A 16,139-nucleotide genomic window follows, 5' to 3' on the forward strand; every position below is an offset into this window, starting at 1 on the left:
TGGGCCACCGGGGATTTTTCCACAGGGTTCGGTCGTTGATACTCGTTGCATCACTTATTAACGCAGGGAGTTTCTCCATGAACGTATTCGTTACCGGCGCCGCCGGTTTTATCGGCGGCTCCATCGCCACGGGCCTGGTCCAGGCCGGGCATCAAGTCACCGGCCTGGTGCGCAGCGCCGAACAAGCCAATGAACTGACCGCACTGGGCATCACCCCGGTGATTGGCACTCTGGACGACAGCGCCTTGCTGGCGGAACAGGCCCGCGCCGCCGACGCTGTGATCAACGCCGCCAGCAGCGACCATCGCGCCGCCGTAGAAGCCTTGCTCGATGCGCTACGCGGTTCCAACAAAGTGTTCCTGCACACCAGTGGTTCGAGCATCGTCGGCGATGCGTCGGGCGGTAAGTCCAGCGACGTCATCTACTACGAAGACAACCTGCCGGCACCCACCGTCGACAAGGCCGCCCGCGTGGCCATCGACAACCTGATCCTCGCGGCGGCGAAGGACGGGGTGAACTCAGCGGTCATCTGTAACACCCTGATCTACGGTCACAGCCTGGGCGTCAAGCGCGACAGCGTGCAGTTGCCGCGCCTGCTGAAACAGGCACGCAAAAGCGGTGTGGTGCGCCACGTCGGCACCGGCCAGAACATCTGGTCCAATGTGCACATCGAAGACGTCGTAGCGCTGTACCTGCTGGCGCTGACCAAAAATGTCCCGGGCACGTTCTACTTTGTCGAAAGCGGTGAGTCCGCGTTCATCGACATGACCACCGCCATGGCCAAGGCCTTGAACCTCGGCGAGCCGCAAGACTGGCCGCTGAAAGACGCCGAAGCCGAGTGGGGTTACGAGATGGCCAACTATGGCCTGGGCTCCAACAGTCGGGTGCGCGGCAAACATGCCCGGGAACTGCTGGGCTGGGCGCCGAAGCGCACTTCGGTGACTGAGTGGATCCTCCACGAAATGGTCTGAGGTCGACGCCCGCTGATTCTGTAGCAAGTTTCAGCACATAACCCGCCGATGAGCAATATGCTCGTCGGCGGGTTTTTTTTTGCCCGATAAATTAATATTTATTATTGCGTGCAAGTCCCCATAAACAGGGGAGGTTAAAGCGGTATTTAATTTTTACTTAAAGGAATATTTAATTTTTAGCTGAAGCTGTATGAGGCTGTTCGGAAATTTCCTACTAGTCTTGCACACGGACAAACATGGCCAGCCCTGATGGCAATCATGAAGTATCCGTCATCCACTTGTTGCCCAGGCATTAGGCCGGGGAAACAGGCAAATGCGCGTGGACTTTTTTTGCAAAAGGAATTTGCGATGGCACTACACATTCTTGATGTCTTCTCGTAAAGGCATATCCCGGGCGAATCAATTGACTTCGCCTCTTCAATCTTTATGACGTTCGGCCATTGATGCCTGAAATCCGTTCATAAACCCAGGCTAGAGCACTGCACTCGGCGAGTGCGGGCACAGTCATCACTGAAATTGGCAAGAACAAGGAGTCGTTATGATCATTTTAGGCATTACTAACAATGATTTGTCGGGTGCCTGCCTGGTACGTGAAGGGCAGATTCTTTCGGCAGTCAGTGAAGAGCGTTTTACCCGCATCAAGGATCATAAGATCTGGCCCGCCAAGTCGATTGAATTTGTATTGAGTCAGGCGGGTGTGTCCCTGGAAGATGTCGATTATGTGGCGTATGGATGGAACGCCGGTTTCAGTGCCGATAAACACTTGGAGTTGTACTTCGATCGTATTGTTGAAGAAGTGCGGAGTAATCCCCAAGGCCTCACACAGTTTCGCCAACGTGTAACTGATGAAGTAACAAACGATAAAGAGAAACGCGCCGAGTTTGATGAATATATTGCCGCTAATGGTTTGACCGGCAAGGCGTATTACATTGATCACCATGAGTGCCATGCGTTAGGTGCCTATGTCTGTTCACCCTTCGACGAAGCGCTGACGCTCACCTGCGATGGTCGCGGCGATTTCCAGTCCCTGACCGTGACCTGGTACAGCCCCAGCGAAACCACGGTGTTGCAGCGCGAAACCAGCGTCGACAGCCTCGGTTATTTCTACGGCCGGATTACCCATTTATTGGGTTACAAACCCAATCGCCATGAAGGCAAAGTCACCGGCCTCGCCGCGTTTGGCGATCCGCAAAAACTGCTGGGGGTGATGCAGCAGATGATCCGTTTCGAAGACGGGCGCATCAAGGCCTGCTGTGGCGATCTGTTCCTGCCCTCTTACAACCATTACAGCGAACCGCTGGAAACCCTGTTCGCCGGGGAAACCCCCGAGGACATCGCCGCCGCCGTGCAACGCCACACCGAAGACCTGCTGGTGGCCACGGTCAGCCATCACCTGGCAAAACGGGGCAGCGCCAACCTGTGCCTGGCCGGTGGTGTGTTCGGCAACGTGAAACTCAATCAGCGCCTGCGGGAAATTCCCGGGGTGAAAAACGTCTACGTGCTGCCGTGCATGGGCGATGGTGGCCTGGCGTTGGCAGCGGCGGTCGGGGCGGCGTATCTGCAGAAGGGCACCCGCTTCAAGAACCCGGCGATGACCCTTGGGCCGCAATCGCGCAGCGTGTCGCAGAACATCAACCTGATCAATCGCGACTACCCTGAACTCGGCTACCACACCCCGTCGAACATCATTGAAGTCCTCACCGAGGCATTGCTGGAGAACCAGGTGCTGGGCATGTTCAAGGGCAAAATGGAGTTCGGCCCGCGTTCGCTGTGCAACCGCAGCATCGTCTATCACGCCCTGGATGCCGAGGTGAATGACTGGCTGAACAAGCGCATGCACCGCACCGAGTTCATGCCTTTCGGCCCGGTCACGGCCATCGAGCAGGCGGCGGCGTGCTACGTCGGCTGGGATGAGGATCAGGTCGCGGCGGACACCATGACCATGACCTACGATTGTCACCCGCAATTCCGCGAGGCCAGTCCGGCGGTGGTGCACATCGACGGCACTGCCCGGCCACAGGTGATCCGCCCCGAGGGCGACCCGTTCATGCATCGCCTGTTGAACGCCTGGCATGAAAAGACCGGCCAGGCGGCGTTGATCAACACTTCGTTCAACCGCCATGAAGAACCGATCGTGTGTTCGTCCCAGGACGCACTGGATGCGTTGAAGGAAGGCATGGTCGATCTGGTGGTGATGAGCGAGTCGCTGATCGTCTGGCGCAAAGGCAAGAACAGCTTCACCCAGCAACGCTACGAGTAAGGGATGGGTGGTTTTCAGGGCTCCTTGGGAGCCCTGTTTTTTGGCGCATAGGGTGTATGGTTAACGAATGTATTTGATCTTTTTCGGGTTCTTTGCGGCAGAAGGAATCATCTACCCGTTCTGGCCGACGTGGCTGGATTCCCTGGGGTTCAGCGCCAGCCAGATAGGCCTGCTGATTGCGGCGGCTTACTGGCCCCAGGTGTTTACCGGGGTGTTTATCACCTACGTGGCTGACTGGCGCGTGGACCAATTGCGTCTCGCGGCTTTTCTCGGTTTCTCGGCGGCGTTCTGTACGTTGCTGTTCTATTTCATGCCGGCGCACTTGTGGATCTTTGTGTGCCTGAGCGTGCTGTTTGGCGGGCTGTGGATGGTGGTCTTGCCCTTGTCCGAGTCCTATTTGCTCAAGCGGGACAAACAGGCGTTGCAGAACTATGGCTGGGTGCGGGCGGTAGGTTCTTCGGCGTTTATCCTGACCTCGACCCTCGGCGGTTTGTTGTTTGCGCAGTACAGCCAGTCCTGGGTGCCGATCGTGATTGCGGCGAGCATGTTGTTCACCGCCCTGGCGTGTTTGCGCTTGAAGCGCCAAGTGTCCAAGGCCCATCTGGCCCCTATAAACCGCGTGATTAAACGACCGGACTGGAAAGCCCTGTTGGCGCAAAAAAGTCTGTTGATCGCGATTGCGGCGGCCAGTTTTATTCAACTAAGCCACACGTTGTACTTTTCCACGTCATCGATTGGCTGGGGCGTGAAGGGCTACTCTTCGGCGGCCATCGGCGCGTTCTGGGCGGTGGCGGTGATGGCGGAAATCACCTATTTCGCGCTCTCGAATAAAGTCCTGTCGTTGTGTGCGCCCTTATCCATCGTGATGTTTTCCAGTGTCTGCGCGGCGTTGCGCTGGGCATTTTTTTCCGACAGTGATGCGATGTCAGTGATCCTGTTGGGCCAGTGTTTACACGCCCTGAGCTTTGCCGCGTACCACTCGGCGATCATGCGATTCATCCGCGACCATGCGCCGCAAGACATTCAGGTCTTTACTCAGGGCGTCTATTACTCCCTGGCGGTTGCGCTGCCCATGGGCCTGGCGACGCCGTTTGCCGGGTATTTGTATGAAACGCAACCACAGTGGTCCTACTACGTGATGGCGCTGTTTGCCTTGATCGGCACAGTGCTGGCGTTTATTGCTCATCAGAAGATGCGAAGTTCAACTCATGACACAACAAACGTTTACAGCCGTCTGCTTTGATATGGATGGCGTGCTTATCCAGTCTCGCGAAGTCATTGAATTTGCCTGGACCAGCGTTGCCCGGCGCTACGGCGTGGCCGTCGATCAGGCATTTATTACCGAGCATATTCACGGCCGTCCGGGCGGCCATACCTTGAATGCGTTGTTCGGTCAGTTTGACGAGGAACAGCGCCAGGCGATCAAGCAGCAAGTCGATGCCGCCGAGCAGGTTTCGTCCTGTGAACTGGTGCCGGGTGTCGCTACGTTTATCGCCCAATTGAAAGACTGCGCCGTGCCCATGGCCCTGGTCACCAGCAGTTGGCGCGAGCGCGTGCGGCACGTTTTGCAACAACACAATCTGACCTCGGTGTTCGACAGCATCATCTGCCGCGACGACGTGCGCAGCGGCAAACCGGCGCCCGACGCTTATCGCTTGGCGGCGGCGCACCTGGAGCGCCAGAGCGACGAATGCCTGGTGTTCGAAGACTCGGTCAGCGGCGTGCAGTCGGCGATCAGCAGCGGCGCGCTGTGCGTTGGCATCGGTGATGACCAGACGTTGACCGATCACGGCGCGACGCGGCTGTATGCGGACTTCACCGCGCTGCCGGTGTCGATGACGGATTTGGGGCCACACATGTTGGGGGACGGCGGGCTGTTCATCAGTGGGCGCGTTGCCCAGAGGTTCGCCCGCTCATGACGCCGACACTGCAACACGCTAGCGTCCTGTGGGATTTTCTCGGTGCCGGGCGCCAACACCAGGCTTGCGAACTGATTGTCGTCTGCGGCTCCTACGATTTGCGGGTGTGTGACTACGCCTGTGAACTGCTGAAACAAGGCGTCGCCCCGCACCTGCTATTTACCGGCAATACCGGCAACTGGACGAAACATTTGTGGGAACAAACCGAAGCCGATATTTTCGCCCAGCGAGCCCTCGCGCTGGGGGTGAGGGCGGATCAATTCACCCTTGAATCCCGCGCCACCAACTTCGCCGAGAACATCGCGTTTGCCAGGGACTTGTTCCCGCAAGTGCGCCGGGCGACGTTCCTGACCAAGCCGAACTCGATCCGCCGCGTGGCCCTGACCTTGCCCATCCAGTGGCCGGGGCTTGAGGCTTTTGTGGATGCGCCGTCATTCACTTTTCCCGACGGGGTGAGCAACCTGATCGGGGTGCTGGGGTTGATCGACGAGATGGTCGGCGATATTCACCGCATCATGGTTTACCCTTCGCTGGGCTTCCAGGCCGAGCAGGTGATTCCCGACCAGGTTCAGCAAGCCTGGCGTTACCTGGTGGAGCAAGGGTTCGATCACCATTTGATCAAGGGCAGGAGCTGAGGCCCGGAGACTGACATGCTGTACGACACGCTGATTCGTAATGCCCTGGTCATCGACGGCAGCAACCGCCCCGGTTATCCCGCCGACGTGGCGCTCCTGAACGGGCGCATCGAGCGCATCGGCGACCTGCACGACGCCCGCGCCACTGAAGAAATCGACGCCGCCGGCCGGGTACTGGCACCGGGTTTCATTGACGTGCACACCCACGACGACACGGTGGTGATCCGCCAGCCGCAGATGCTGCCCAAGCTCAGCCAGGGGGTGACCACGGTCATCGTCGGCAACTGCGGGATCAGTGCGTCGCCGGTCAGTTTGCGTGGCGATCCGCCGGACCCGATGAACCTGCTCGGCACGCGCGCGGCGTTTGTTTATCCGACGTTTCGCGATTACCGCGCCGCCGTCGAAGCGGCCAACACCACGCTGAACGTGGCGGCGCTGGTCGGCCACACCGCGCTGCGCAGCAATCACCTCGACGACCTGTTTCGCACCGCCAGCGCCGATGAAATCGCCGGGATGCGCGAGCAACTGCGCGCAAGCCTGGAGGCGGGCGCGCTGGGGTTATCCACCGGCCTGGCCTATGCCAGTGCGTTCTCGGCGTCCACCGATGAAGTCATGCAATTGACCGAAGAGCTGAGCGCGTTCGGCGCGGTCTACACCACCCATTTGCGCAGCGAATTCGAACCGGTGCTGGAGGCCATGGACGAGGCGTTCCAGATCGGCCGACATGCCAAAGCCCCGGTGATCGTGTCCCACCTCAAATGTGCCGGCGTCGGTAACTGGGGCCGCAGTCCGCAGTTGTTGGCGTCCCTTGAGCACGCGGCGCAAACCCATCCCGTGGGCTGCGATTGTTATCCCTACGCGGCGAGTTCTTCGACCCTGGACCTCAAGCAAGTCACCGATGCCCATCGCATCACCATCACCTGGTCCACGCCGCACCCTGAAGTGAGTGGCCGCGATCTGCTCGAGATCGCCGCCGAGTGGGGCATGCCCCTGCTCGACGCCGCCCGGCGCCTGCAACCGGCGGGGGCGGTGTATTACGGGATGGACGAGGCGGATGTGCGGCGCATCCTTGCGCATCCGTTGTCCATGGTTGGCTCCGACGGTTTGCCGGAAGACCCGTTTCCCCATCCACGCTTGTGGGGCGCGTTCCCACGGGTGCTCGGGCATTTCAGCCGTGACGTCGGACTCTTCCCGCTGCACACCGCCGTACACAAGATGACCGGGTTGTCGGCGGCGCGCTTTGGCTTGAAGGCACGCGGCGAAATTCGCGAAGGGCATTGGGCGGATCTGGTTCTGTTTGATCCGCTGACCGTTCGCGACGTGGCGGACTTCCATGATCCGCAGCGAGCGGCGGAAGGGATTGACGGGGTTTGGATCAACGGTGTACTGAGCTATGCCGATGGCCAGGCGAACGGGTGCCGGGAAGGGCGGTTTCTGGCGCGGGAAGGAAATTTGCGCGACGGCTTCCGGTGACCATTTCGAGTGCTGCGTCACAGTGATGGCACTGTGAGATTAAAGAAAGCCATCGCCAAGCCGAAGTGCTGACATCCAGCCCAGCTAAACTGGGCCTTTTAAGTCAGGGAGCAACCCATGAGCTTCGGCAAAACCACCCCGATCCTGCGGATTTTCGATGAAGCCAAGGCAGTGGCGTTCTACGTCGACTTCCTGGGCTTCAAAATCGATTGGCAGCATCGCTTCGAAGCCAACTTCCCGCTGTACCTGCAAGTCTCCCGGGGCGAATGCGTGCTGCACCTGTCCGAACACCACGGCGACGCCACCCCGGGCTCGGCCCTGCGCATCGAAACCGACGAACTCGAAGCCTTCCAGCAACAACTGACCGCCAAGGACTACACCTACGCCAAACCCCAGATCCAGGCTATGCCATGGGGCAGCCAGGACATGACCGTAACCGACCCGTTCGGGAATCGGTTGGTGTTTACCAATGCGATTAGTGTTTAAAAACCGCTTGGCAGCTCGGAAGATTTTTGTGGTGAAAGATGTGCTAGCCTCAATCAATGATTTCATTGATTGCAGGAGGCATCATGGCCAGCATCACTATTCGAAACCTAGACGACCAAATTAAAGAACAGCTGCGCATAGCCGCCGCCCACAATGGGCATTCGATGGAAGAGGAGGCGCGTCTCATTCTGGGAAGAGCGCTGGCAACTGTTGATCGCGCCGGGGGGCTTGGAAGCCGGATCCGCAACAGATTCAGCTCAAGTGGCGGTATCGAGCTCAACTTGCCTTCGCGGGAAGAGAAAGCAACGGCGGTGGATTTCTGCGAATGATAGTGCTCGATACCAATGTTCTTTCGGAGTTCATGCGGGTCGAGCCCGATGAAAAAGTGTTGGCTTGGGTCGATGCTCAGCCGGCGATGGAGTTGGCAATTAGTGCAGTGACTGTGGCGGAAATTCTCCATGGCATTGCACGACTGCCTTTCGGCAAACGCAAACAGAAGCTCGAGGCTCATGCGATGGCAATGTTTGAAGAGGACTTCGCCGGAAGGATATTGCCTTTTGATGCCCACGCCGCTGTTGAGTACGCGACGCTCGTTGCTGGCTGTGAAGCAAATGGTCGAGCGGCTTCAATGGCCGGCGCTCAAATCGCCGCTATTTGTCGAACCCATGGAGCGCCAATTGCTACGCGCAATGTTCGAGACTTTGCGTTTTCCGGGGTTGAAGTGATTAATCCCTGGGAAGTCTGAACATCTACGGTGATTTGTAGATAGCCGTCGCGAGCAAGCCCGCTCCCACATTCGATTACTGCCAGGCGCAAATTTTGCGTAGAGCGCAGATCCCTGTGGGAGCGGGCTTGCTCGCGAAGAGGCCGGTTCATTCGATACAGATGTTGACTGACCCACCGCCTTCGCGAGCAAGCCCGCTCCCACATTCGATTACTGCCAGACGCAGATTTTGCGTAGAGCACAACCCCCCTGTGGGAGCGAGCTTGCTCGCGAAGAGGCCGGTACATTCGATACGGATGTTGACTGACCCACCGCCTTCGCGAGCAAGCCCGCTCCCACATTCGATTACTGCCAGACGCAAATTTTGCGTAGCGCGCAGATCCCTGTGGGAGCGAGCTTGCTCGCGAAGAGGCCGGTACATTCGATACGGATGTTGACTGACCCACCGCCTTCGCGAGCAAGCCCGCTCCCACATTCGATTACTGCCAGACGCAAATTTTGCGTAGAGCACAGATCCCTGTGGGAGCGAGCTTGCTCGCGATGGGGTCTTTCATTCACCGCAAAGGTAAATGTCAGACTCGGAAGTGGCTCACCATCTGCTGCAACTGACCACCCAACCGCGCCAGTTCAACGCTGGATTTAGCGGTTTCGTCGCTGGCGGCGGCGGTTTGTTCGGAGACGTCGCGCACGTTGATGATGCTGCGGCTGATTTCTTCGGCCACGGCGCTTTGCTCTTCGGCGGCGGCGGCGATTTGCTGGTTCATCGACTGGATGTTGGACACCGTGCGGGTGATGTTTTCCAGGGACACGCCGGCCTTGCGGGTCAGCGCTACGCTGCTGTCGGTCAGGGCGCGGCTGTTGTTCATCACTGCCGACACTTGTTGCGTGCCGTTCTGCAAACCGGCCACCAGGCCTTCGATTTCTTCGGTGGATTTCTGCGTGCGCTGGGCCAGGCCCCGGACTTCGTCGGCCACCACGGCAAACCCACGACCGGCTTCACCGGCACGGGCCGCTTCGATGGCGGCGTTGAGGGCCAGCAGGTTGGTTTGCTCGGCCACAGCCTTGATCACGTCCATGACGCTACCGATCTTGTCGCTTTCCTGCTGCAGCACGCTCATGGCTTCGGTGGAACGCGCCACTTCAGTGGCCAGGCGTTCGATTTGGGCGATGGCTTCGTTGACCACCTTATCGCCTTCGCGGGCTTCACCATCAGCGGCGGCGGCTGCCTGGGAGGCTTCTTCGGCGTTGCGCGCGACTTCCTGCACGGTGGCGGTCATCTCGTGCATCGCGGTGGCCACCTGATCGGTCTCGATCTTCTGGCTGTTGACCCCGGCGCTGGTCTGTTCGGTCACGGCCGACAACTCTTCGGCGGCGCTGGCGATCTGGGTAACGCCGTCGCGGATGCCGCTGATCAAGTCGCGCAGGGTCACGCCCATGCGACCGATGCCTTGCTGCAACACGCCGAGTTCGTCGCGGCGGGTAACTTTGACGTCCTGGGTCAGGTCGCCGCTGGCGATGCGGTCGACCACGGTCATGGTTTCGCGTAGCGGGCCGGTGATCTGGCGGGTGATGATCACGGCGGCAATCACGCCCACCAGCAGCGCCAGCAAGGTGCTGATCAGTTGCAGGGTACGGGCCTGGGCGCTTTCGATGTCACGACGGTCGATCTGGAATTGATAGAGCTTGTCGCTCAGCTCGACGATGGCGGTGCCCTGGTCGGTCATTTCCTTGCGCGCCTGCACCGCATCGTTGCTGGCGCTTTTGTAAGCCTGCAAGGCGCTGCGGTAGTTGGTCAGCGCGGTATCCAGTTGACGCAAGGCGTCTTGCTGGGTGTCGGCGAAATGCACGTTCAGCGGCTTGAGGCTGGCGATGGCCGTATCCAGTTGGCCGATGGCTTTTTGCTCGGTCTCGGGGTTGGTGTTGGCGGTGTAGCCGCGCACTTCGTAGCGCGCGAGCATGAATGCTTCCTTGGCCTGGGTGATGGCCTGGAACTGTTCGAAACGCTGATCGCTCAGGGGCATGTCCTGCACGCGGGTGCTGATGGTGTTGATCAGCGTGCTGGCGGCCTCGGCGTTGGCGCCCATGGCGTCGCGGGCGCTGTTGCCGGTGCGGTAGGCGTTGCGCATTTTGTTCAGGGACGTCTGGTAGGCGGCGATGATCACGGCCTGCTCTTTGAGCATTTTGACGTTTTCAGGGTTCTTGAATTTACCCAGCAGCGCGGTTTGCTGGTTGGCAAAACTGTCGAGGGTGGTCTGGACGTTTTGTGCGGCGGTTTCGTCGCCGTTGGTCAGCATATATTGCAGGCGCACCACGCGCAGTTTGGTCAGGCCTGCGTTGAGCTGGGTGATGTCGCTCATCCAGTTGCTGCGGTCGATCAACCCGCCCAGGCTCGTCCAGCCGGTCAGGGCCAGGACGCAGGTCAGTGCCAGGACCAGGCCAAATCCCAGGCCCAGTTTCAGGTTCACGCTGATATTGCCGAACCATCCATTCATCACAATTCCTCCAGGAACATAGTGTTTCTTTATCGTCAGTTGGCTGGAAGATTGTTGTTTTTAGGTGCCAGCAAGGTGTGTTGCAGACCTGTATCGGCAGCAATCCCGAGAGCTGAAAGGTTTTTGTCGGACAGAACCTGTAACAAGGGGTGTGGCAGGTCTTAAGCTTTTTTTCACATGGGTTTCACTTGTTGGGGACGCTTGCCTCTCTACCCTCGCGGCATCTAATGGCCAGTGCGACATGCCGGCGAGGCGGCTTGATGTGGAATTGAGACTGAGTCTGTTCGGGATAAAACGCTCGATTGATCTGAGCTTTTTGGCCCGTTATCGCAATGCATGGGTGGTGCTCGCCTCGGCACTGCTGGTCATTCCGCTGACGCTCTGGCTGCTGGCGCCCGCCGCCGTGCCGGACCTGGCCCATGGCAATGTGGCCGGCGCCAAGGCGTTGCTGTCCGGTTGGGCCAAGGGCGACATGATCGTACTGGTGCGTCACGTCGAGCGCTGCGATCACTCCAAGGCTGCCTGCCTGAGTGGCAACGATGGCATCACCGACCGTTCCCGTGGCGTCGCGGTGGAGGTGGGCTCGCATTTCGAACGCCTGGGCCTGGACAAGGCTGATATCTATAACAGCCCGATGGTGCGCACGGCGCAGACTGCCGGGTACATGTTCAACTCGGTGGGCGCCGGAGAAGACTGGTTGATCAGTTGCAAGGGCACCATGCTGCGCGATGCCCTGGCGCACAAAGTACCGGGTCGCAACCTGATCCTGGTGACCCACAGCGAGTGCATGACCGAACTGGAAAAAAGCATGAACGTGTCGACGGACACCCTGGGGTACGGTGCCTCGTTGTTCGTTTCCACCGAAACCCCGCAAGCACCCTCTATCCTCGGTTATATCGAAGCCTCTGACTGGCGCTCGGTGACGACCCGCTAATTTCACTGACTCAGGACTTACGATGCAGATCGCTTCCCCTTCGCGCTTTTACTGGGTGAACTTCGGTATTCCACTGGCCTGTGCGGCGGTGGTGTTCCTGATGTTCGACATGACCAACATCGACATCGCGTTCAGCAACCTGCTGTTTGATCCGGTCAGCCAGATATTCCCGCTGGACAAGGTTCACTTCTTTGAAAAGCTCACCCACAAGTGGGCGCGGATCATTCCGAACTGGACCGGTGAAGTTGCCGTGATCGGTGCGATCCTGTCGTTTGTCTGGCCGCTGATCAACCCACAGAAGCACCCACGACTCGGTGGTTTCCTGCAGCGCACTAAAGCCTTACCGGTGCTGCGCTTTGCCCGCGATCATCGGCGGGACTTTCTGTTTGTGGTGGTCGCGTTTGCCATTTGTACTGGCGTGATCCATTTCCTCAAGTCCCACACCAGCGTGTATTGCCCGATTGAAACCACCCTCTACGGCGGAAAAATGGCCCATGTGGAGTGGTACAGCAACTTCCAGTTATTCAGGGAAGCGGGCGAGGGTCGTTGCTGGCCGGGTGGGCATGCTTCGGGCGGGTTCACCATGCTGGCGTTGTACTTCGTGGCTCGACGTTATCGCTGGCGCTTCTCGAAGGCCGTGATGTGGGGTTCGTTGTTGCTGGGTTTCATTTATGGCACCACGCGGGTTTTGCAGGGCTGGCACTACATGTCCCACACGTTCTGGGCCGGGATCTTTGTGTGGCTGGCGTGTTTGCTGACGGCGTTGGCGTTTTATGGAAGGGCGCGGTTGGAAGTGCCGGTGTTGCAGCGGCATGAGCGGGTTGAGCGGGTTGCGCAGGCCCAGACCTCCAGTTGACCACTGCCCTAAACGACAAAACCCGCCAGCCTCTGATTGAGGATGGCGGGTTTTTTTTGTTGTCTGGCTTGGAGGTTGTGGTGGCTGGGAGATTGCCTTCGCGAGCAAGCCCGCTCCCACAGGGGATTTAGGGTGTTCACACGATCCCTGTAGGAGCGAGGCTTGCCCGCGAAGAACGATAACGCGGTCTACCTGAATGACTCACTCGCCAACGAAGTAATACGGCTGTCTTCCAACCATCATGATCTTCAGCACCTTCAACGGCGCCACCGGTTCGCTTTCGCCCGCCATGACCGCCACGTTCGTCGGCGACGCCTTCAAGAACTCATGCAGTTGCGCTTCTGTGTCCAATCCCTTGAGCACCCGCTGGGTATAAAACACGCTGGCGCCGCCCACTCGCTCATCAGCCTGGAACAGCGCGACGTTTTGCCCCTTGGCTTGCAGCGCTTGAATCTGCTCGACCAGCGGCACGAACGACAATTTGCGATCAGCGTGAGGCAGCAGCCATTGTGCGCTGATCAGGTAGCAACCCAGCACCACGGCGAGCACACCGGCGATCAACCCCTTTTGATGACGGGCTATGCGACCGATCAGGCCTGGAGAGCTTTCCCGAGCCTTCAACCGCTCGTAGAGCACCCGCGCATATTCAGCCGCGATCACCGCAGCCGCTGGCGCCAGGGACATCAGATACACCGTGCGCTTGCTCGAAGCCAAGGTCAGCATCAGGAATTGCGCCAGAATCCACACGCTGAAAAACAGCAGATACCGATTGGCCATCAGGCTTTTGCGGAAATGCCACAGGCCCAGGTACACCAGGATGTTCCAGGGCAGAAAGGCCTGGGGCAGTTTGATCAGGTAGTAATAGAACGGCTCGTAATGCCCGGCCTCAACGAAGGAACCACTGAAACGCCCGACGCTGTTGGTCAGCAGCACTTCGGTGAGCGCCTGGGCGCCGCCATGCCGATACAGCACGGCCAGCCAGATCAGCAACGGAATCAAACCCACCAGCGTCAACAGGCCCGGACGCAGCCAGTCGGCGACTTTCAGGCGTTTGTCCATCAGGCTCTCGGCCAGCAGGAAGGTAAAGATCACCACCCCCGGCATGGCCAGGCCCAATACGCCTTTGCTCAGGGTCGCAATGCTGATCCCGGCGACAAACAGCAACGAATTGCCCACCGTTGATTGCCGTTGCCATTGGAAAAACGCCAGCAACGCCATGGTCACGCCGAGGGTCAGCAAGCCATCCTCCCCGACCCCACGGGTGTTGCTCCAGTAACTGGCCATGGTTGCCAGCATGAACCCCGCCGTCCAGGCCACAGCTTTGGGCCGGCCAAACCGCCGCAGCATTGCGTACAACACCATCACGCTGAACAGCCCGGCAAACGCCGACGCCAGTCGCACGGCCCACGGCGTGCCGCCAAAAACGCGAATCGCCCCGGCATCCAGCCACAGGCTCAGGGGCGGTTTTTCCAGAAAGGGTTCACCGAACAGGCGCGGGGTCACCCAATCGTTATCCACGTGCATTTCCATGGCGATCCCGGCGACCCGGGCTTCGGTGGAACCTTGCAGTTGATGATTGCCCAACGCGAAGAAAAACAGCAGAGCGGCCAGCAGAAACAGTGACGGGGCGGCGCGTGACATAGGCTTCTGTTACCGAACGAGGGAACGGGAAGCCCGAGCATACGGGGTGAATACTTAACAAATTGTGAACGGATATGACTATTACGCGAGGGGTCGGGACCAGCGCTGTTCCAGGGCTTCAAAGCGCTCATTGATCAACGCCGTCAGCACATGATCCTGCCAGCGTCCGGCGATGCTCAGGTAGGCCTTGGCGTAGCCCTCACGCTCAAAACCCAGGCGTTCCAGCAGCCGCGCACTGCGTTCATTGCCAGGGATGTAATTGGCCATGATCCGGTGCAGTTGCTGTTCCTCGAACATGTAGCGAATGCCCGCTTCCAGGGCTTCTTGCATCAAGCCCTGGCCCTGATGCGCTTCGTCGATGTGGTAACCGAGATAACAGGCCTGGAACGCACCACGAGTGACGCCGCTGAAGTTGCAGGCGCCGATCATCTGGCCGTTGTCCGGGTCCAGCAGCGCAAAGTGCACCGCCAGGCCGGCGGCAAAAGCGCTGGCCTGCACTTCAAGGCGCGGGCGGGTGCGTTCAGGGCTGTGGTAATCGGCGGGGCGAATCGGTGACCAGCGAGCGAGGTGCCGCTGGTTGCGTCGGTAGAAGTCGCTTTCCAGCGACGCCTGGTCAGGGGCGAGCACCGCCAGGGTCAGGCGATTGCAGGGCAGGGACAACATCGGCATACAGCGCTCCGGTTCGCGGGGATCGTCGCGCAAGTATTAGTGGCCGACGGAAAAATTCAAACCACCAGCGGCAACGTCACGATAAAGGTACTGCCCAGGCCATCGCCGTCACTCATGCCGACGACGGTGCCGCCATGGGCCTCCACCAACTCACGTACCACCGTCAGGCCAATACCGAGGCCGGCGCCGTTGAAGCCGATGGCATGTACGTCTTGCACAAACGGCTCGAAGATAAACGGCAGGGCCTGGGCGGAGATACCGATGCCGTCATCGCAAATGCTCATTTCCAGCACGTCATCCTTGGCGGTGACGGACAGCGTGACATTGCCCCCGGCCGGTGTGTACTTGGCCGCGTTACCCAGCAGGTTGCCGAGGATTTGCGTGAGGCGTACCGGGTCGCCGTCCACCGACAGCGCGCACTCGGGCAGTTCGGCAATGAAGTGCAAATGACGGGTGTTCATCACCGGGCTACACACTTCGATGGCGCCCTGGATGATCTCAACCATGTCGACAATTTGGCGATCAAGGCGCAGTTTGCCGGTGCTGGCGCGGGACACGTCGAGCAAGTCGTCCACCAGCCGCGACATGTGTTTGACCTGACCTTCGATCAGCGCCTGCATGCGCGGCAGCTCTTCAGAGGACACCCGCACCAGACGCCCGGCGATCATGCTGATGGGCGTCAGCGGGTTGCGCAGTTCATGGGCGACAAGGGTGAGAATGTTGCGTTGCTGCGCCAGCGTGTGTTCCGCCGAGGCTTGCAGGTTTTGCGCGCTGAGGGCGGCGATCACCAATTGGGCATTGGCTTCGCGCATCTCCAGGAACAGTCGTTGTTCTTCTTTCGAACGCTGGGGTTTTTCCGCATCGGTCTGCGCCAGCAGAATCGCCAGTACCAATTGCTGATTGGCTTCCACCAGGTGTTCGATCTGCTGGGCGTCCACCAACCGGTTGTTGGTGTCGCTCAGTTCTTTTTGCAGCGCCGCGAGCACGGCGCGGGCTTCGACGGTTTTCTGGCCGAGCAGGAACAACTCGCGAGCGGCCGTAGCCATCGCTTGTGCATTCGCGCCATTGGCCTCGGTCAT

At 59.4% G+C, this 16,139-nt stretch carries 15 protein-coding genes and 1 pseudogene; 11 read left to right on the forward strand and 5 right to left on the reverse strand.

Features of this window, described 5'->3' with window-relative positions; genetic code table 11:
* Positions 1-77: 77 nt before the first annotated feature.
* From BK665_RS09950 to BK665_RS09990, 9 genes are all read left to right on the forward strand, one after another.
* Positions 78-971 carry an NAD-dependent epimerase/dehydratase family protein gene (locus BK665_RS09950; RefSeq protein WP_123405040.1) on the forward strand — a complete coding sequence of 298 codons (894 nt, stop codon included), beginning with the start codon at positions 78-80 and terminating at the stop codon, positions 969-971.
* A gap of 538 nt (positions 972-1,509) precedes the next feature.
* Positions 1,510-3,231, forward strand: a complete 1,722-nt coding sequence (locus BK665_RS09955) for a carbamoyltransferase family protein (protein WP_123405042.1) — start codon at positions 1,510-1,512, stop codon at positions 3,229-3,231.
* Between the two features lie 67 nt (positions 3,232-3,298).
* On the forward strand, positions 3,299-4,474 hold the full coding sequence (locus tag BK665_RS09960) for an MFS transporter (RefSeq protein ID WP_123405044.1): 1,176 nt from the start codon (positions 3,299-3,301) through the stop codon (positions 4,472-4,474).
* A gap of 1 nt (position 4,475) precedes the next feature.
* Positions 4,476-5,150 (forward strand): HAD family hydrolase, encoded by a 675-nt coding sequence (locus BK665_RS09965; protein WP_259699594.1) that lies wholly within the window; start codon positions 4,476-4,478, stop codon positions 5,148-5,150.
* Positions 5,147-5,785 (forward strand): YdcF family protein, encoded by a 639-nt coding sequence (locus BK665_RS09970; RefSeq protein ID WP_123405048.1) that lies wholly within the window; start codon positions 5,147-5,149, stop codon positions 5,783-5,785. Before BK665_RS09965 ends, BK665_RS09970 begins: the two co-directional genes overlap by 4 nt.
* 15 nt (positions 5,786-5,800) lie before the next feature.
* Positions 5,801-7,258 (forward strand): N-acyl-D-amino-acid deacylase family protein, encoded by a 1,458-nt coding sequence (locus tag BK665_RS09975; RefSeq protein ID WP_123405050.1) that lies wholly within the window; start codon positions 5,801-5,803, stop codon positions 7,256-7,258.
* A gap of 117 nt (positions 7,259-7,375) precedes the next feature.
* Entirely contained in the window at positions 7,376-7,744 is a 369-nt protein-coding gene (locus tag BK665_RS09980) for a glyoxalase superfamily protein (protein ID WP_123405052.1), read from the forward strand.
* 83 nt (positions 7,745-7,827) lie between these two features.
* A complete protein-coding gene (locus BK665_RS09985) occupies positions 7,828-8,073 on the forward strand; it encodes a FitA-like ribbon-helix-helix domain-containing protein (RefSeq protein WP_123405054.1) in 246 nt (81 codons plus the stop codon).
* Positions 8,070-8,489 carry a type II toxin-antitoxin system VapC family toxin gene (locus BK665_RS09990; protein ID WP_123405055.1) on the forward strand — a complete coding sequence of 140 codons (420 nt, stop codon included), beginning with the start codon at positions 8,070-8,072 and terminating at the stop codon, positions 8,487-8,489. The genes BK665_RS09985 and BK665_RS09990 overlap by 4 nt, the downstream gene beginning before the upstream one ends.
* A 551-nt stretch (positions 8,490-9,040) precedes the next feature.
* Here the strand turns inward: BK665_RS09990 and BK665_RS35330 are convergent.
* Both BK665_RS35330 and BK665_RS35335 read right to left on the reverse strand, forming a co-directional pair.
* Entirely contained in the window at positions 9,041-9,904 is an 864-nt protein-coding gene (locus BK665_RS35330) for a methyl-accepting chemotaxis protein (protein WP_375538930.1), read from the reverse strand.
* A 42-nt stretch (positions 9,905-9,946) separates the two neighbouring features.
* Positions 9,947-10,960, reverse strand: a pseudogene (locus tag BK665_RS35335) (methyl-accepting chemotaxis protein); the annotation flags it as partial.
* A 262-nt stretch (positions 10,961-11,222) separates the two neighbouring features.
* Here BK665_RS35335 and pmrG point away from each other — a divergent pair.
* Positions 11,223-11,894, forward strand: a complete 672-nt coding sequence (pmrG, locus tag BK665_RS10000) for a lipopolysaccharide core heptose(II)-phosphate phosphatase PmrG (RefSeq protein WP_123405059.1) — start codon at positions 11,223-11,225, stop codon at positions 11,892-11,894.
* Positions 11,895-11,916: 22 nt separating this feature from the next.
* A complete protein-coding gene (locus BK665_RS10005; RefSeq protein WP_123405061.1) occupies positions 11,917-12,750 on the forward strand; it encodes a phosphatase PAP2 family protein in 834 nt (277 codons plus the stop codon).
* A gap of 201 nt (positions 12,751-12,951) precedes the next feature.
* Here the strand turns inward: BK665_RS10005 and BK665_RS10010 are convergent, their stop codons facing one another.
* The 3 genes from BK665_RS10010 to BK665_RS10020 form a co-directional block, all read right to left on the reverse strand.
* Positions 12,952-14,391 carry an ArnT family glycosyltransferase gene (locus tag BK665_RS10010; RefSeq protein ID WP_123405063.1) on the reverse strand — a complete coding sequence of 480 codons (1,440 nt, stop codon included), beginning with the start codon at positions 14,389-14,391 and terminating at the stop codon, positions 12,952-12,954.
* Between the two features lie 81 nt (positions 14,392-14,472).
* A complete protein-coding gene (rimJ, locus tag BK665_RS10015) occupies positions 14,473-15,060 on the reverse strand; it encodes a ribosomal protein S5-alanine N-acetyltransferase (protein ID WP_123405065.1) in 588 nt (195 codons plus the stop codon).
* A 56-nt stretch (positions 15,061-15,116) separates the two neighbouring features.
* On the reverse strand, positions 15,117-16,139 hold the full coding sequence (locus tag BK665_RS10020) for a sensor histidine kinase (protein ID WP_123405066.1): 1,023 nt from the start codon (positions 16,137-16,139) through the stop codon (positions 15,117-15,119).

Source organism: Pseudomonas frederiksbergensis (assembly GCF_003732665.1).
GTDB classification, from domain to species: domain Bacteria; phylum Pseudomonadota; class Gammaproteobacteria; order Pseudomonadales; family Pseudomonadaceae; genus Aquipseudomonas; species Aquipseudomonas frederiksbergensis_G.